At 35.5% G+C, this 17,860-nt stretch carries 14 protein-coding genes; 6 read left to right on the top strand and 8 right to left on the bottom strand.

Translation table 11 applies throughout. The features are described from left to right. Window positions 1–210: 210 nt before the first annotated feature. The gene (locus tag J3U00_RS06275) at window positions 211–2,541 is read right to left on the bottom strand and encodes a TonB-dependent hemoglobin/transferrin/lactoferrin family receptor (RefSeq protein ID WP_267331909.1); all 2,331 of its coding nucleotides are present in this window, start codon (window positions 2,539–2,541) and stop codon (window positions 211–213) included. A gap of 365 nt (window positions 2,542–2,906) precedes the next feature. Between J3U00_RS06275 and J3U00_RS06270 the strand changes: the two genes are divergently transcribed. Together J3U00_RS06270 and J3U00_RS06265 are read left to right on the top strand one after the other, a co-directional pair. Beyond that, window positions 2,907–3,353: a LexA family protein gene (locus J3U00_RS06270; RefSeq protein ID WP_267331908.1), complete on the top strand. Its 447-nt coding sequence runs from the start codon at window positions 2,907–2,909 to the stop codon at window positions 3,351–3,353. Beyond that, entirely contained in the window at window positions 3,350–4,609 is a 1,260-nt protein-coding gene (locus tag J3U00_RS06265; RefSeq protein WP_267331907.1) for a Y-family DNA polymerase, read from the top strand. Before J3U00_RS06270 ends, J3U00_RS06265 begins: the two co-directional genes overlap by 4 nt. A gap of 111 nt (window positions 4,610–4,720) precedes the next feature. On the opposite strand, the gene J3U00_RS06260 is transcribed toward J3U00_RS06265, so the two are convergent. The 3 genes from J3U00_RS06260 to J3U00_RS06250 are packed head-to-tail and all read right to left on the bottom strand — an operon-like array spanning window position 4,721 to window position 9,742. Further along, complete coding sequence (locus J3U00_RS06260) at window positions 4,721–5,851, bottom strand: ABC transporter permease (RefSeq protein ID WP_065734089.1); 1,131 nt, start codon at window positions 5,849–5,851, stop codon at window positions 4,721–4,723. Between the two features lie 5 nt (window positions 5,852–5,856). Continuing rightward, window positions 5,857–8,655, bottom strand: a complete 2,799-nt coding sequence (gene rbbA / locus J3U00_RS06255) for a ribosome-associated ATPase/putative transporter RbbA (protein WP_267331906.1) — start codon at window positions 8,653–8,655, stop codon at window positions 5,857–5,859. A 13-nt stretch (window positions 8,656–8,668) separates the two neighbouring features. Continuing rightward, window positions 8,669–9,742, bottom strand: a complete 1,074-nt coding sequence (locus tag J3U00_RS06250) for an HlyD family secretion protein (RefSeq protein WP_267331058.1) — start codon at window positions 9,740–9,742, stop codon at window positions 8,669–8,671. Window positions 9,743–10,265: 523 nt separating this feature from the next. Here J3U00_RS06250 and argE point away from each other — a divergent pair. After that, the gene (argE, locus tag J3U00_RS06245; protein WP_267331905.1) at window positions 10,266–11,423 is read left to right on the top strand and encodes an acetylornithine deacetylase; all 1,158 of its coding nucleotides are present in this window, start codon (window positions 10,266–10,268) and stop codon (window positions 11,421–11,423) included. A gap of 360 nt (window positions 11,424–11,783) precedes the next feature. On the opposite strand, the gene rnz is transcribed toward argE, so the two are convergent. Both rnz and J3U00_RS06235 read right to left on the bottom strand, forming a co-directional pair. Further along, window positions 11,784–12,701 (bottom strand): ribonuclease Z, encoded by a 918-nt coding sequence (rnz, locus tag J3U00_RS06240; protein ID WP_267331904.1) that lies wholly within the window; start codon window positions 12,699–12,701, stop codon window positions 11,784–11,786. Between the two features lie 6 nt (window positions 12,702–12,707). Then, complete coding sequence (locus tag J3U00_RS06235; protein ID WP_065562077.1) at window positions 12,708–12,935, bottom strand: YccJ family protein; 228 nt, start codon at window positions 12,933–12,935, stop codon at window positions 12,708–12,710. A gap of 76 nt (window positions 12,936–13,011) precedes the next feature. On the opposite strand from J3U00_RS06235, the gene yaaA reads away from it, so the two are divergent. Together yaaA and J3U00_RS06225 are read left to right on the top strand one after the other, a co-directional pair. Beyond that, window positions 13,012–13,779: a peroxide stress protein YaaA gene (gene yaaA, locus J3U00_RS06230; RefSeq protein ID WP_220226016.1), complete on the top strand. Its 768-nt coding sequence runs from the start codon at window positions 13,012–13,014 to the stop codon at window positions 13,777–13,779. Between the two features lie 7 nt (window positions 13,780–13,786). After that, window positions 13,787–14,740 carry an AEC family transporter gene (locus J3U00_RS06225; RefSeq protein WP_065562079.1) on the top strand — a complete coding sequence of 318 codons (954 nt, stop codon included), beginning with the start codon at window positions 13,787–13,789 and terminating at the stop codon, window positions 14,738–14,740. A 5-nt stretch (window positions 14,741–14,745) separates the two neighbouring features. Here the strand turns inward: J3U00_RS06225 and J3U00_RS06220 are convergent, their stop codons facing one another. Then, complete coding sequence (locus tag J3U00_RS06220; protein ID WP_267331903.1) at window positions 14,746–15,603, bottom strand: carboxylate/amino acid/amine transporter; 858 nt, start codon at window positions 15,601–15,603, stop codon at window positions 14,746–14,748. A gap of 261 nt (window positions 15,604–15,864) precedes the next feature. Here J3U00_RS06220 and J3U00_RS06215 point away from each other — a divergent pair, with 261 nt between their 5' ends. Beyond that, the gene (locus J3U00_RS06215; RefSeq protein WP_220226014.1) at window positions 15,865–17,457 is read left to right on the top strand and encodes an ABC-F family ATPase; all 1,593 of its coding nucleotides are present in this window, start codon (window positions 15,865–15,867) and stop codon (window positions 17,455–17,457) included. Window positions 17,458–17,518: 61 nt separating this feature from the next. Here the strand turns inward: J3U00_RS06215 and J3U00_RS06210 are convergent, their stop codons facing one another. Further along, a complete protein-coding gene (locus J3U00_RS06210) occupies window positions 17,519–17,860 on the bottom strand; it encodes a YggL family protein (protein ID WP_065562082.1) in 342 nt (113 codons plus the stop codon).

Genomic DNA, 17,860 nt, shown 5'->3' with positions numbered 1-17,860 from the left:
ACTCACACCCCTCTTTTAATCGTTTAATGCAGATTCAATCGCATGTGGCGGATCATATTAGATCTTTTTGAAATGCTTATTATGTGTTTAACTACTCAGTGATTTTTATTGATGCCTTATTTATATAAGGCATCAATACTATTTTTTTAATAGTTTAACCTGCAATACTTTTTAACTGTTTAAATTTATCAACTTAACGCTAGATAAGTATTAAAATTTATATGAAAAACTTGCTTTAAAGTTGCGTGCTAAACCATAAGTATTTTCACCTAAATATAGTCGATAATCTTTGTTAAAGATATTATCAACGGCCAGTTTAACTTCAGCTTTTGGTAAAAATGTTGGCTGCCAGGTTGCAAATAAATTATGTAATGAATAACCTGATGAACGACCTAAACCATACGCCCCAAGATCAGCAAGCCCATCATGATTTCTATCTTCGGATCCTGTGCGATCTTGTTTTCTGACAAATTGAGCATTCCAACCTGCTCTTAAATTCCATTGAGGAATTTTAAAACCGGTAGTTAAAGTTGCTGTACGAGGTGAAATTGTCGCAACATAAGTTTTGTTATGCATCCATGGAGCTTGTGGCGCGGTGTCTCGCTCTCCTTTTTGAATGGAATAAGTTGCACTAGCAAACCAATATTTACTATCATAAAAGGTTTCTAGTTCAAATCCTTTTACCACTAACTTACCGGGCAGATTCCGATAATTAGATTGACCTACCGGACACAATTTACCCGGTCCACAAATAGAGCCATTAAAACCACGAGTAACAAAAATTTCGTTAGTAACACGCTGTCTAAATAATGTGCTTCGAACTTGTAATTTATCATCATTTAACATTAGATTATTGAAATCGAGGATATTTCCCAATCGGATTGATAAATCACGCTCTTTTTTCAAATTGCGACTGGTTGCAGAGATTTTACCACTACCGCCATTTTTAGGGGTGAATTGAACCTCATAAGTTTCATCAACAGTCGGCGCTTGCCATGCATAACTGATATCACCGAAAAATCCGATATTTTCTGTCGCTTGCCAATATGAACCGAGTCTTGGCGTCCAACCGGTATAGGTAACAGGCGCATAATTGTGTCCATAACGAGGATCGGGATCATTATAAGCTGATGCATAATTTTTCTTACCATGATTACGAACATAATCGTATCGAAGGCTTGGCGTTAAGACAAAATTGCTAATCGATAATTCATCTTGTAGATAAAAACTATAAGTTTGTTGTTTTCCCGAAGGCATATAAGCAGGTTGGAAATAACCATGATTATAATTTGGTTTTTTCTCGTAATTTTTGTAATACATCAAGGTATCACGATCATGCAAATGCACTTGCGCACCAATTTTTAGAAGATTATCAATTGGTCCTGTAGTAAAAATACTGTTATTTTCAAGCTCAACAGTTTTATCAGTGTAACTGACCCAACTCTCATTGCCCATGGTACCTAAAGAAGCAACCGGGTTATATTTGGCCGGTCTCATATCATGTTGCTTTGTTTTTGAATACGTGGTGCGTAAGGTAAAATCGACTAATGGATTATAAGTTGGTTGATAGTTCCATTTAAATTGCGCTGATTCATCTGTTTGATCACGTTTGACTAATTTTCGTAACCAAGCTGCTCTATATCCATATTTTTTAATTTGGGCAGCAGTTGGTGGCGTCATCTTTTCAACATATTTTGCTGCCCACGGCTGCCATGAGTCTCGTTTTGAACGGATACCGGATATCGTGAAGGTATGCTCTTCATTGGGTCTAAAATTCAATTTCCCCATATAAGTGTCCATATCATCTTCTGAGAATTCAAATCGAGAACCATCCGGTCTTTTAAAATTGCCACTATCGCGGTTAGTGTAGTAAAACAGCCCATCAAACATATCATCTTTTGTTCTACCATAAACAGCACTTGTTACCATATTTTGATGATTATTTGAATGGAAACTATATTTAACCAAAGCGCCAACATATTTATCAGGATCGAGTAAATCAATCGCATCTTTAGTTTCCATTGTTACTACCCCACCAAAGCCACCATTACCAAATTTGACATCATGCGGGCCTTTATTCACTTCAACCCGTTTAAGTAATTCCGGCTCAACAAAAACCGAACCTTGTTGGTATTTTTGGAAACCTTTTTGCGCACCATCAACAATGATTTTTACATCTTCTACTTTACCAAATCCCCAAATATTTAATGTCTGTCCACCCGGTCTAACCGAACCGGCGGCGCTCACGCCCGGTAATGTGTTGAGTAATTCGGCTACATTATCTGCTTGCTTTTGTTCTATCAAACCAGATGTAAGTGTTGATCGTCCGGCAATAACGCTATTAATTTTTTTCAATTGATCTTGTGATCTTGCTATAACGGTAATCACATCATCAATATCTTCACTACTTACGTTATTTTTATTTCTTTTTATTTGTGATTCTTGTTCATCTTCTGATGAAGTATTTTGGCCACTTGAAGGTTCTGCTTGAAGAGAAAAACTCATACAGAGCAATAATATACTTATTTTTTTATATCCCATACCTAGTTCCTTTTAAAAAGCATAGTTATTAAATAAACACGACTAAATTAATATTACCCACATAAATAGTAATGATAATCATTATCATGCAGGGTTAGGGAGTATAGTTTTTTTAGGTATAAATAAATAGCAAAATTTAAATTTAATTTATCTCTCGATAAATTGAAAAGTAAGCACCTAAGTCGTTTAGCTAGCAACTTTACTTGTAAAACAACAGATTATCTTTTTTTAGTAATCTATTTTTAATTTTTTACACTCGTTTTTATTGAATTAAGTATTTTATACTGTATATTTATACATATATCTTTTTTTTATGCGAATAGATCTCCGCTATTCGTTTTTTATTGTTTTTTAGGAGTGTATTCTTGAATAAATATTGTGTTGTTCTTGGGCAAGCTAATAGCTCTCTTGCGACTTATTTGCCTTTAGTTAATACGCCAGTAAGAGCCGGATTTCCCTCACCTGCTGATGATTATTTAGAAACAAAACTAGATTTAACTAGCCATTTAGTTAAGCACCCTAGTGCGACTTATTATATTAAAGCGATTGGTGACTCAATGATTGATTACGGTATTTACAGTGGTGATCTGCTTGTTGTTGACCGATCTTTAGAGCCGAAAATAGATGATATTGTTGTCGCAGCTGTTGACGGTGAACTAACTTGTAAGTGTTTAAGTTTTATTAATGGCGAACATCATTTAGTATCAGGCAATAGACTTTATCCACCTATTTCACTAGCAGGGAAAGAAGTCCATATTTGGGGCGTCGTAATACATACGATTCACGCCCTACGAAAGCGAGGACATTCATGATTGGGCTAATTGATTGTAATAATTTTTATGCATCATGTGAACGAGTCTTTAATCCCAAATTAGAAGGAAAACCTATTGGTATCTTATCTAATAATGATGGTTGCGTAATCGCCCGTTCTAATGAATTAAAACCCTTAGTACCAATGGGAATGCCCGCCTACAAAATTGAACCCAAAATTAGAAAAAAAATTAAATTATTGAGTTCTAATTATGAGCTTTATGGCGATATGAGTCAGCGGGTATTTGATACCGTTCGTCATTATACTGCAGATATTGAACCTTACTCTATCGATGAAGCATTCATCCATTTAAATGGATTTAACAATGTGTTAACTCATTGTCAAAATTTAAAAACAATAGTAAAGCGTGATACAGGTATCCCGGTGAGTATTGGTATTGCACCAACTCGAACGTTAGCAAAATTAGCTAATCATATCGCCAAAAAACAGCCTATTCATCAAGGTGTTTATTGTTTACCGACTAATCGAGAAGCGATAAAGACGATATTAAAGCAATTCTCAATTGAAGATATATGGGGCGTTGGTTGGCGAATTGCTCAACGGTTAAAAGTATTAGATATTCATACCGCTTGGGACTTACATCAAGCTAATTTGAAACAAATTAGACAGTTATTTTCTGTTGTCCTTGAACGTACAGTACTTGAACTACGTGGTATTAACTGCATTGAATTAGATGATTTATCTACACCTAAAAAAAATATTATGACATCGCGTAGCTTTGGTCATTTAACGAGTGATCTATTTGATATACAAGAAGCAATTCGAGTACATGCAAGCCGTGGTGCAGAAAAACTAAGAAAGCAAAAATCAGTTGCTAGTGCAGTACTGGTCTTTTTAAAGACTAATCGATTTCGGCCAGAATTACCTCAATATAATCCATCAATTGTTGTTCCATTATTGTCAACAACTGATGATTCGAGATTAATCATTCATGCCGCTCAAAAAGGATTACAATCCATTTATAAAAAAGGCTTTTTATTTATGAAATCAGGTGTGATGCTACTTGATCTAAAAGCTAAAGATGATTATTGCCAATCCGATTTATTTATTCCTGACATATTAGAAACGCAAAAAAGTGAACAGCTAATGAAAACAATGGATTACATTAATCAAAAGATGGGAAAAAATACTATTCACTTAGGCGGTATAAGACAAACCGCAGCTTGGCAAATCAAGCGAGATATGCTTAGCCAGCGGTATACAACGCGTTGGGAAGAGTTACCTTTTGCTAAATAGATAATTAATAATAATTTAAACAATGGATATATTTGATCATTTCAAACAAGTATATCCATATTTTTAAGTGCTGAACAAAACCGATTGAATCTTATGTTCAGCACGTTTATTCTAAGAACCCATATTAACAATTGAACTACGAAAACGTTTAAGCGCAATAAGAAAGAACACACTACCAATAGCTAATAACCAAGCATAAGATGTCCAAACAACACTTAAACCCGCTCCACGATATAAAATTGCTTGCCCTAATTCAACAAAATGCGTTGTTGGTGCAAACAACATGATATTTTGGACCACTTCAGGCATACTTTCACGTGGTGTACTACCACCAGAAAGCATCTGTAAAGGTAGAAGAATTAAAATAAATAGCATAGCAAATTGTGCTGTTGATTTAGCGACAGTAGCCATAAAAATACCAAGTGACGTTGTCACGAATAAATGCAGAGCCGCCCCAATTAAAAACAAGGTAATTGAACCTTCAATTGGAACATTTAACCAACCATGAACAACAACTAAGAGTGCCCCCCATGTTGAAACAAGCACGACAAGCCCCATCGACCAAACTTTTGATATCATGATTTGAAGTGGTGTAACTGGCATTGAAAGCAAGTGATCGATAGTACCATGTTCACGCTCCTTCATTAAAGCTGCACCAGTTAAAATAATCGACAACGTAGTCACAATATTGATGATTTCCATAACGGAACCAAACCAAGAACGGGTCAAGTTTGGATTAAATGCAGCATGAACTTCAATATTCACCGGCAAACTGGTGGGTTTATCGATTTGATTGAAATATTTTGTTATTTCGTTGGTCACAATTTGGGTAATATAACCATTCCCAACAAAAGCCTGCCCCATTCGTGTTGCATCAATATTAAGTTGAATTTCTGGACTTTGATTATTTAACACATCGCGTTGAAAGTTAGGTGGAATATTCAATGCAAAAGTATAACTATCGGTATCCATACCTCGATCAACTTCATCCATAGAGTTTAGTTTTACCGGTTGGTTAAACATGGGTGGATAAAACGCCGCAATAATTTGTCTGGATAATGGCGAATCATCTTCATCAACTACCGCAATCGACGCATGATGAAGCGAGTCTGAAGTTGCTGTTGCTGCAGTATAGATATCAAGCGTAAAACAGTAGGCAATTAACAGCAACATAATTGGATCACGAATCAATCCCCATAACTCTTTAATGCCTAAGCGATAAATATTAATAAAACTTTGCATAATATCTATCCTTCTTGTTTCTTGAGGAGGAATATACTTGCACCAAGTATAATCGGTATGGTGATCAGCAAGGCAAATATTGAGTTATGTAAATCAAAAAATCCTAATGCCTTATTAAAGACTCCTCGAGCAATAATAAGCATATGAGTTGTTGGATAAACTTCACCAATATATCGTCCACTACCTTCTAAAGATGCAACCGGATTAAGCAAACCAGAAAATTGTATCGCTGGTAACATGGTACCAACACAGGTTAAAAAGATAACCGCAATTTGACTGCGTGTTACTGTCGAAGCAAGTAATCCAAAGCCTGTTGCAATAATACAATAAGCTAATCCAGCCAAACACAAAGTTAACAAGCTGCCTTTAATTGGTACGCCAAATATTGTCACCGCCATAAGCAGCAATAATAAAAAGCTAAGCATCGAAATCACAATATATGGAACCTGCTTACCTAATAAAAATTCAGTTTTGGTAACAGGCGTAACATATAAGTTAATTATCGACCCCATCTCTTTTTCACGTACTACGGATAGTGCAGCTAACATCGATGGAATCATTAATAATAAAATAGGAATAACCGCGGGTACCATAGCTTGTAAACTTTTGATATCGGGATTATAACGATATCGAGTTTCGATATTTGCCAATGAACTTGATGTTGTTCCGGTAGTCATTTTAATTTTGTCACTTAACCAAGCAAGATGCATTCCTTGTACATATCCTTTAATCGTATCGGCACGCAAAGGCATTGCACCATCAATCCATATTCCAATACTAACCGGATCACCACGTTGAATATCTCGACCAAAATTTGGTGGAATCTCAATAGCTAATGCTATCTCATTACTTCTCATCCTATGATCCATATCATCATAATCAAGGATTGGCGGTTTCTCGATAAAATAGCGCTTAGATCCAGAAAGATTGGTAATATAATTTTGACTGGTAATAGTTTGATCACGATCTAACACCGCAAAATTTAAATCTTCTACATCCATGGTGATACCATAGCCCATTACCAACATTAAGATAGCTGAACCTAAAAGTGCTAACAAAGCTCGCAATGGATCGCGCGATAGCTCTAAAGTTTCACGCCACATACACCCAATCATCCGAGTTAAGCTAAATCCCTGTAGGTGAGCATCTTGCGTTGTATTAGCTTGTTTATTGGTTAAAGTTTTAGGCTCTTCACTTGCCTTTTCATCACTATTGGTATCATCTGCACCAGCATCAACTAAATAACGAATAAAAGCTTCTTCCAGTGTTTTAGCATTTTTGGAATGGATGATATTATCAGGAGTATCACTGGCTAATACTTTACCAGCATGCATGAGTGAAATCCTATCACAGCGTGCCGCCTCATTCATAAAATGGGTAGTAATAAATACCGTAACTTTATCTTTTCGGGAAAGTTCGATAATTAAACGCCAAAAGTCATCCCGAGCAATGGGATCAACCCCGGAAGTCGGTTCATCTAGGATAAGAATCTCAGGATTATGAACCACCGCAACAGATAAAGAAAGTCTTTGCTTAACCCCTAACGGTAGACTATCTGGTAAACTTTTTAATTCATTTTCCAAGCCAAAACGCTTAACTAACTCCTCAACTCTTGCTGGAATTTTGCTTTCTTCAATACCAAATAGACGGGCATGTAAAACTAAGTTTTGTTCAACCGTTAATTCACTGTAAAGCGAAAAAGCCTGAGACATATAACCTAAATGACGTCTAACATTAATATCACTTGCATCAACCGGTTTACCAAATAACCAAGCTTCACCTGAGGATATTGGTAATAACCCTGTTAACATCTTCATCGTTGTGGATTTACCGCAACCATTAGATCCTAAAAAACCAAATATTTCGCCTTGTTTAATTGAAAAGTTAACATGGTCAACCGCAACAAAATCACCAAATTGCTTGGTTAAACCTTTTGCCTCAATCGCCACTTGTAAATCTTTATTTAAATCTAATGGGGGAATTTCAACCGATTCATAACCTTCTCTAGCATCTTCTGGCATTAATTGGATAAAGGCATCATCTAAATTATCTTTACCTGTTTTGGCTAATAATGCTTGAGGTGTGCCTGTTTCAAGAATCTTACCGCCATACATTGCAACCAGCCAATCAAAGTTTTGCGCTTCATCCATATAAGCTGTTGCAACAATCACGCTCATTTGTGGTCGTTGTTCACGAATTTTATTGATTAATTGCCAGAATTGCGCACGAGAAAGAGGATCGACCCCTGTTGTTGGTTCATCAAGAATAAGTAAATCAGGATCATGAATCAAGGCAGAACATAAGCTGACTTTTTGTTTCATCCCTCCAGAAAGGCGACCAGCGGGTCTAGATAAAAAAGGATACAACCCAGTGCTTTTAGTTAACTCATCAATACGACGTCGCCTTTCAGCAGCATCGTTACCAAATAAACGAGCAAAAAATTGCAAATTTTCTTCCACTGAAAGTGTAGGATAAAGGTTTTTCCCTAACCCTTGTGGCATATAAGCAATACGGGTACAGACGTTTTTACGATGGGATTTATCTTTCATGTCACCATCTAAAACGTAAACTAATCCCTCTTGAATGACATGTGCGCCCGCTATTAATGATAATAAGCTAGATTTACCAACACCATCAGGACCAATTAGTCCCACCATACATCTAGGCGGGATAGCAATACTAACATCATTAAGCGCACACGTTTTTTTATAATGTAACGATACATTACTTACATTTACAACAGCATCATCAATGGCCTTACCTTCAGCAAGTAACGTCAAATCCTTTTTATTTGACTCTGACATATGCTATCTCCAATTATTTAGTTTGGCATTTTGCAACATCAGATAAACCTGAAGGCCACTCCGTATTAGGATCTAGTCTTACCCAAGCCACACCAGGAAGGCCGGTTTTAACATGAGTTATATAGCATTTTAACAATTCTGGGCTTAATTGTGCTTTTACTCTAAACATGAGTTTTTGACGTTCATCTTTAGTTTCAACAGTTTTAGGCGTAAATTGCGCAACGCTTGAGACAAATGAAATTTTGGCTGAAATTGCTTTATTGGGTAAAGCATCAAGAACCAATCTTACTTCGTCACCAATTCCGACTTTACCTGCAATTGTTTCTGGTAAAAAGAAAGTTAAATAAACATCTGAAAGATTAACCAGATTTAACACTTTACCGCCTGAAGGTAAAACTTCACCTGGTTGAGCAATGCGATATTGAATACGTCCATCAACAGGCGCAGTTAATGTACTGTCATCAATATCCGCTTGGATTTGATTAATATTTGCTTGCGCTACGTTTATAGCTGATTTAGCACTTTCTACTCCGGCTTGTGCAGCTTCAATAGCTGCATCAGCAGCAGTAACTTGTGATTTAGCAGAGTCTAATGCTGCTTTTGCACTATTTACTTTAGCGGTATCATCATCAAATTGTTGAACTGAAATTGCCCCTTTTTGATAAAGGGCTTTTGTTCGTTCTAAATGCTTATTGGCAATATCTAAATCACTTTCTCTTTGAGTAACGCCAGCTAAAGCAGCCACTTTATCACTCATTTTTAAGGCAACTTGAGCTCTAGATGTCGCTTCATTACTCAAGGCTTGTCGATATTGCGCTTGAGCTTCATTTAACTGAGCTTGTAATGTATCTGTTTGCATAACAACTAAAGGTTGGCCTGCTTTAACAAAATCACCCTCATCAACATTAATTTTTTCAATTCTACCGGCTAACTTGGCTGAGATATTGATTTCAGTTGCTTCGATACGTCCATTACCGCTAGTAAAATCTGAACCATATCCATCAGGCTTAAATTGTTGCCATAAGATAAATCCAATAGCAACAACTACAACTGCGATAATAATCCATTTTTTATTTATTTGTTTCATGAATAACACCTATTCTAAAGTAACAATTTATAATAAATATTAACGAAAAACTTAAACGTTATAATCTATTTATTTTCAATTTACGCATAATAGCAAATGTTTTTTACAAATAGAATCGACTCTAAATGTAAACGCAGTAAATGCTAAAAATCAGTAAATTACTATTGGGAAAAGTTAGCATTAGAAAATCATCACCATAAATCTCTCTAATTCGATCTAAATAAGTGTTATCACAACTAATAAATTCTTTTATAACGCATCAATATCGGTCTCTACTTTAAATGGAAAGTGATGTACATTCACTAATATGGCAACCTAAAATAATTTAATCTTCACTTCCTATTATTTTATAAGTGATTAATAATTAATTTTTTAATTCATGCTGATATAAAATAAGCTATCATGTAAACCATTTTGAATTATCGTATTTTGAATCTTAGTATTTTACATTCTAGTATTAACGCAAAGCGCATTGAACAAAGAATGATGAAAACTAAACGTTATTATTTAATAAGGTGAATTTATGGCAATCCCCTCTTTTTTGACAATTTATAATGAATTGATATCCACTCCAACTATTAGTAATGTCACCAACGAAAAATTGGATTATTCCAATAAACCTTTAATAGACAAATTAGCGACATGGTTTGCGGATTTAGGATTTATTGTTGATGTTCAAGCCGTCCCTAACACACGTCATAAATTCAATATGCTGGCAACTTATTCAAATAGTGAAAACAAAAGCCAAGGAGGCCTATTACTAAGTGGCCATACCGATACGGTTCCTTTTGATGATGGGCAATGGAGCAAAGATCCATTTAAGTTAACAGAAGATAATAACAAGCTTTACGGATTAGGCACGGCTGATATGAAAGGATTTTTTGCTTTTATTCTAGATGCTTTGCGAGATATTGATCTAAAAAAACTCACCAAACCAATTTATGTACTAGCTACCGCAGATGAAGAAACCTCAATGGCTGGTGCATCATTTTTTGCCAAACAAACTCAATTAAAACCTGATTGCACCATAATTGGTGAGCCTACTTCACTAATTCCTATACGAGCACATAAAGGATTTATTTCTAATTCAATAAAGGTGATAGGAAAATCAGGTCACTCAAGCGATCCAGACAAAGGTATTAATGCTATAGAAATTATGCATTTAGTCATTGAACGTCTATTAATCCTTAAACAAAAATTCAAAGAACAATATCATAATGAAGGCTTCAGTGTCCCCTATCCAACTCTGAATTTAGGTGTGATTCATGGCGGTGATGCTGCAAACCGAATATGCGGATGTTGTGAATTAATTATTGATATAAGAGTATTGCCTGATAATGATGTTGACTCGATCTATAACGCATTATGTGAAACATTAAAACCCGTTATGGATAAATACCCTAATCGTATTTCATTAGAATATGAAGTATCACCCATTCCAGGATACGAATGTAAAAAAGATCACCCCGCATTGCAACACATTGAAAATTTAGTGGGTCATCAAGCACAAACTGTCAATTACAGTACTGAAGCGCCTTATTTAAATCAAATTGCGCCAACCATAGTTTTAGGTCCTGGCTCTATTGAACAAGCTCATCAACCAGACGAGTTTATTTCAATGGACTTTATAAAACCAACAAAATTAATGATAGAAAATTTGATTAAAGATTTCTGTCTTTAATCATATAAAAACGCCGACATCGTCGGCGAATAAAATTGCTTTAAATTAGGATAATTTGTCATCTTTATGGTTATTTCCCCATTGGCAAAGCATATCTAAAATCGGTACCAAAGATTTACCTCGGTCTAATTTCCACTTTAGGGAGAATTAGAATTTATGGATATTCTTTCATAACACCTATATACCATTTCATCCAAGATCTCCAAATGGGATTTATTAATTTATTCTGTATATAAAAATAAGACGGTATAGACTCCTCAATATTTTTTACAAAATTGAGGCTTTTTAAGATGAATTATTTTTTTACGAAGGAAGCTAACTTATACAAAATCAACTAGCCGACAAGATCGGCTCATTTTACTATACTTCAAAAGTAGCAAAGTCAGTTGCGATTTCAGTGGGCGCAAAAATATTCCTAGCCTCATTGACTAATTTTGTTTTGTCATTCAAGCTATAGCGAGGACTAATATGCGTAATAATAAGGCGCCTAGCATCAGCTTGTTTGGCAATAGTTGCCGCGTGTACAGTTGTGGAATGTCCTCGTTCAAGCGCCTTTTCTTCAAGAGCTTGCTCTTGGGTTGCTTCATGGATTAACAAATCGACATCCTGAGCTAAATCAATTGAAGCCTGACAAGGAATGGTATCGCCTAAAATGGCAATTTTTTTACCTTTTCTAATGGTTTCTAGATAGTCCTTACCATGAATAATCCTACCATCTTCTAACGTAACGGTTCGACCTTCTTTTAAATCACGATAAAAAGAACCAATGTGAATGTTATCCTTTTTTAACTTATCAATGTCCAATGACGCTGGCAGATCTTTTTCTATAATCCGATACCCAAAACACGGAACACGATGCGCTAATAATTTGGCTTCAACGCGAAACTTATTATCCTCAAAAACCAAACCATCTTGCTCAAGTTCAATAATATTTAAAGGATAAGTCAGCCAAGAATAACTAATATCAATAACAGTTTGAATAAATTGCTTAATGCCTTTTGGACCAACTAAGGTCAATGGCGATTGGTTTTGCATCAAAGAACGAGTTGTTAACACGCCAGGTAAACCAAACAGATGATCACCATGTAAATGTGTCAAAAAAATCATCTCTAATTTAGCCAGACTAAATTTGGCCTTTTGCATTTGCATTTGAGTCGCTTCACCGCAATCAAAAAGCCATAAACGCCCTCTTTCCTGCCGGAGATCAAGCATAATACTGCTAACATTGCGTTCAGCTGTTGGTGACCCAGCACTCGTTCCTAAAAAAGTTAATTTCATAAAAGATTAAACGTTTTTGCGCTCAATGGTTTGTTCACCCCAGAAGAGTTTGTCTGCTTTAGTTTTAGAAAAAGCGAGTTTTAAGACTTCATCGCTACCTTCTTCCCAAATTTGCTCAGCGAGTTTTTCATCATTTTTAGCTAATTCAAAAATAGCTTCAGCTATCTCAATAGAAGTTTCACGAATGCTGGCCCAAGATCGAATTTCATGTATTTCTTTTTTGGTACTATTCATATTTGTTCTCCTTATTTGCTAAGATTAGATGTAAAATAAACCCAATTGGTACAAAACACAATAGGTGGTATTTTTTATGCTAACAATTATTTCTCCATCCAAAACGCTTGATTATCAAACGCCTTTAATTACCAAACAACATAGCTTACCCGAATTTTTAGAATCGACTAAACAACTTATTGATATTTGTAAAAAACTTAGCAGTGATGACTTGGCTAAACTAATGTCGATCAGCCCAAAACTTGCCACTACCAATTATGAACGTTTTCAGAACTGGCATACTGACTTTAATTTTGATAATGCAAGGCAAGCTATTTTGGCTTTTAAAGGTGATGTTTATGAGGGGTTGCATGTTGAAGATTTTAATGATGCCGATCTAAAATTTGCGCAATCTCATTTACGCATTCTATCAGGATTATATGGCTTGTTACGACCACTTGATTTAATTCAACCATACCGTCTAGAAATGGGTATTCGCCTTAAGAATGGTAATAATACTAATCTATATCAATTTTGGGGGGATAAGTTAACAGAGTGTTTAAATCACGAGTTGGCAAAATCAACCAATCCAACGTTAATTAATTTAGCTTCTAATGAATATTTCAAAGCAATTAAACAACTCAAAGCGAAGGTTATTCAACCCATCTTTTTAGATAAAAGTAAAAATGATTATAAAGTGATCAGCTTTTATGCTAAAAAAGCACGAGGTTTAATGAGTCGATTTATTATAAAAAATAGCATTAATAACAGTGACGATATTAAAAGTTTTAATTTAGAAGGCTACCAATTTGATTCAAAACGCTCAACTGAATTAGAATGGTACTTCACCCGAAATCACGCATAAAAGTAACATGGAATTTCTAATCACATTATGGCAACAGTTTTTAACTACATTGCCTCTGTTCGTTTTGATTTTATTAGGCTACATAGCAGTTAGAGCGGGTCGTTGGCAAAAAACGGTGACCGATAGTGTTACCAAATTTACATTTTATATTGCCTTCCCAATTATGTTATTTCAGATTATGAGCCATTTTTCAGAGCATTCTGAAATTGATGCCAATCTTTTGTTGGTCTTTTTTGGTGGCTCATTTATTGTGTTTGCATTGGGCTGTTTTATTGCGGTTAAATTTTTCAAACTCAATGGCTCGCAAAGTACCATGTTTGCAATGGGTGGAATTTATACCAATACTGTGTTTGTGGGCATACCAATTATCAAAATGTTATTAGGCGAAAAAGCCATTCCGATTGTTGCTATTATTGTGATTTTTAATGCGTTAATTTTATGGACATTAGCCACGGTATCCATCGAATTTGTCCAGATGGGAAAATTATCGACTAAAGGATTTATAAAAGCATTTAAAAATGTAGCAAAAAATCCGATTATTATTGGTATTTTTGCAGGAATAGTTGTCAATTATGTACACATTCCACTACCTTTCTTCATCAATCAAGCGACGAAGATGGTAAGCGATATGACAGCGCCTCTCTCATTAATCGTTTTAGGAATGGGGCTTGCTGAATATAAGATCCGCGATGATTTACCGATCACCATAGCCATTTGTGTTTTAAAACTATTTATCTTACCGATTGTGACCTATATTTTAGCGATAATAGTCGGATTACCACTTTTAGAACTGCAAGTTATTGTATTACTAAGTTCGGTATCAATTGCGATAAATTGTTATATGATGGCAAGACAGTTTGAGGTATTACAAGGTCCTATTGCTTCAAGTTTATTGATATCAACGGCATTATCATCCGTGACAACACCGCTAATTCTATCAATAATGTTACAGTTTGCTTAGAAAAATTAATTTGCCTCTAGCTTTTTGAATTTATGATGCAAGATCAAAGCAGAAACAATAATTGCACTACCTAGCGCAAATCGGCCCCAATCAATCGATTGGTGCCAAATAATAACATTAACTAAAATACCAGTTGGAATAACCAAATTATTCATAATGGCAAGCGTACCCGAATCGACTTTGGTTGCGCCATAATTCCATAAAAAATAGCATAATCCAGATGCCACAACCCCAAGCCAAATAATTATCCCCCATTGTAATTGGGTAGTGGGTAGTTTTTCGGGATTGCCAAATAAAAACCAGCCAATACTAGCCACCAGTATTGCGCCTAAATAGACCCATGCAAAAGCTTGATGTTGCGGTAATGGATAAAGCTCCATAATACGTTTATATCCAACCTGTCCCAAGGCAAAAACCATATTAGCGCCCTGAATCAGGAGAAAACCGATAATAAAATCTCGACTAATATGATCGTAACGAATAACGGCTGCGCCAATAACAGCTATAACAGCGGTTAATAGGTAAACAAGTCTGAGTCGATGTCCTTGCAAGAAATCATAAATTAGCGTGACATAAATTGGCGTTGAAATAGTAAATAATAACACTTCAGGTACTGAAATATATTGGAAAGAGTTGTAATAAAAAAAGTACATAATACCTAATTGACAAGCACCAACGCCCATCAACAACACCATCTGTTTTACAGAAATACCTTTGAAGCGTAAAAAAGGAATAAAGGTTATAAAAGCCAGCAAGACGCGCATTACAACTGCAAACCACGTATCAACTTGCCCACTTAAATGAACAGCAATAAAACTAAATGAAAACGACCAAACTATCGTCACAAAAATAAGATAATACATATTAAATTCTTATTGATAAAAGAAAGTTTGGCATAGTATCAATTCGGCTTATTAATGTAAACAGTAATAAGGATGATATGTTTACTAATCAAAAAAAGTTGAGGAGCGGGGTTTTTGAAACATAAATTTAGTAACAAAAGTGCTAAAAATCGCTTTATTATGGCATAATGTGCGCCAAATCACAGTTTAGCCACTTCACTTTAAGCTTATGAAAAATGCTTCAAGTACGAGTTGCACAAATCAATTCGAGAGTAATTATCCGTGTTAACAACAAGTAATATCACAATGCAATTTGGCAGTAAGCCACTATTTGAAAACATTTCAGTAAAATTTGGTAATGGTAATCGTTATGGATTAATCGGCGCAAATGGTAGTGGTAAGTCCACGTTTATGAAAATTATTGGTGGTGATCTTGTGCCAACCTCAGGTAATGTTTCACTTGATCCACATGAACGCTTAGGTAAACTTCGCCAAGATCAATTTGCTTTTGAAGAATATAGCGTACTTGATACCGTAATTATGGGGCACACCGAATTATGGCAAATTAAACAAGAGCGAGACCGTATCTATTCATTACCTGAAATGAGTGAGGAAGACGGTTTTAAGGTTGCAGATTTAGAAACCCAATATGCTGAAATGGACGGTTACAGCGCTGAATCACGCGCGGGTGAATTACTCCTCGGAGTGGGTATACCAATTGAGCAACATTATGGATTAATGAGTGAAATCGCTCCGGGTTGGAAATTGCGAGTATTGCTAGCCCAAGCCCTATTTTCTAATCCAGATATTTTATTACTCGATGAACCGACCAATAACTTAGACATCGATACTATTCGCTGGTTAGAAGATACCTTAAATGAACGTGAAAGCACGATGATTATCATATCGCACGATCGCCATTTTCTTAATATGGTCTGTACTCATATGGCTGATATGGATTATGGGGAATTACGTATCTATCCAGGTAATTATGATGATTATATGACCGCCTCTACTCAAGCGAGAGAACGGCTATTAGCGGATAATGCGAAAAAGAAAGCACAAATTAGTGAACTACAATCGTTTGTTAGTCGTTTTAGTGCTAATGCGGCAAAATCCAAACAAGCGACTTCCCGTGCACGACAAATCGAGAAAATCAAATTAGAAGAAGTGAAAGCATCAAGCCGACAAAATCCCTTTATTCGTTTTGAACAGGATAAAAAACTGTTTCGTAATGCTCTGGTCGTTGAAAATCTCACCAAAGGATTTGATAACGGACCACTATTTAAAAATCTCAATTTAATGGTTGAAGTTGGCGAAAAAGTGGCTATTTTGGGGACTAATGGTATTGGTAAAACTACCCTACTTAAAACCCTTATGGGTGAACTAGTGCCAGAACAAGGTGATATTAAATGGTCAGAAAATGCCAATATTGGCTATTACGCACAGGATCATGAATACGAATTTGACGAGGATCTAACCGTATTTGATTGGATGAGTCAATGGAAACAACCAACCGATGATGAACAAGCAGTGCGCAGCATTTTAGGTCGCTTATTATTTTCACAAGATGACATTAAAAAGCAAGTTAAAGTCCTATCTGGTGGTGAAAAAGGACGTATGTTATTTGGTAAATTAATGATGCAACGTCCAAACATTATTGTCATGGATGAACCAACCAACCATTTGGATATGGAATCAATTGAATCGTTAAATATGGCATTAGAGCTTTATCAAGGAACGCTATTTTTTGTGTCGCACGATCGTGAATTTGTTAGCTCACTTGCAACAAGAATTGTTGAAATCACGCCGGAAAAAGTCATTGATTATACCGGTAATTATGAGGATTATTTGCGTAGCCAAGGAATTGAGTAACGTTAAAATCCATAAAAATAGCCACATTAGTGGCTATTTTAGTATTTATTCAATTTAGAAATTAAAATTCTAATTCATCCCACCAAATATCAATTAAATTGCTGGTTTTGACATTTTTTAAGCCATGGCTTTCAAGCCATTTAGTGACAACGTCACGATTTTCTTCAGTACAATTACCCAATTTTTGCGTACAAATGATACCTTTCCAGTTTAAATATCCGCTACCTTCGTAAGCCAAACCGTTTGCTTGTATTGCTTCAATGATGAATTGATCAACAACGTTATCAATAGTGTCTTCACTCGTCCCTTCGTCAAATGACCAACTTACGGTAAAACCTAACTCTTTAAACTCTTCAATATGTAATTTTTTTCTTAAACGACGACTGCGATTAACCTTAGCCAT

The organism is Gilliamella sp. B3127 (assembly GCF_026536935.1).
Lineage (GTDB): Bacteria > Pseudomonadota > Gammaproteobacteria > Enterobacterales > Orbaceae > Gilliamella > Gilliamella apicola_E.
The sequence above is the reverse complement of the archived record's forward strand: the minus strand, read 5'-3'. Positions and strand labels throughout refer to the sequence as shown.

Bases quoted from the DNA above. Each gene is read 5' to 3' on its own strand.
- J3U00_RS06275 (WP_267331909.1), bottom strand. From the start codon at position 2,541: ATGGGATATAAAAAAATAAGTATATTATTGCTCTGTATGAGTTTTTCT.
- J3U00_RS06265 (WP_267331907.1), top strand. From the start codon at position 3,350: ATGATTGGGCTAATTGATTGTAATAATTTTTATGCATCATGTGAACGA.
- J3U00_RS06260 (WP_065734089.1), bottom strand. From the start codon at position 5,851: ATGCAAAGTTTTATTAATATTTATCGCTTAGGCATTAAAGAGTTATGG.
- rbbA (WP_267331906.1), bottom strand. From the start codon at position 8,655: ATGTCAGAGTCAAATAAAAAGGATTTGACGTTACTTGCTGAAGGTAAG.
- J3U00_RS06250 (WP_267331058.1), bottom strand. From the start codon at position 9,742: ATGAAACAAATAAATAAAAAATGGATTATTATCGCAGTTGTAGTTGTT.
- argE (WP_267331905.1), top strand. From the start codon at position 10,266: ATGGCAATCCCCTCTTTTTTGACAATTTATAATGAATTGATATCCACT.
- rnz (WP_267331904.1), bottom strand. From the start codon at position 12,701: ATGAAATTAACTTTTTTAGGAACGAGTGCTGGGTCACCAACAGCTGAA.
- J3U00_RS06235 (WP_065562077.1), bottom strand. From the start codon at position 12,935: ATGAATAGTACCAAAAAAGAAATACATGAAATTCGATCTTGGGCCAGC.
- yaaA (WP_220226016.1), top strand. From the start codon at position 13,012: ATGCTAACAATTATTTCTCCATCCAAAACGCTTGATTATCAAACGCCT.
- J3U00_RS06225 (WP_065562079.1), top strand. From the start codon at position 13,787: ATGGAATTTCTAATCACATTATGGCAACAGTTTTTAACTACATTGCCT.
- J3U00_RS06220 (WP_267331903.1), bottom strand. From the start codon at position 15,603: ATGTATTATCTTATTTTTGTGACGATAGTTTGGTCGTTTTCATTTAGT.
- J3U00_RS06210 (WP_065562082.1), bottom strand. From the start codon at position 17,860: ATGGCTAAGGTTAATCGCAGTCGTCGTTTAAGAAAAAAATTACATATT.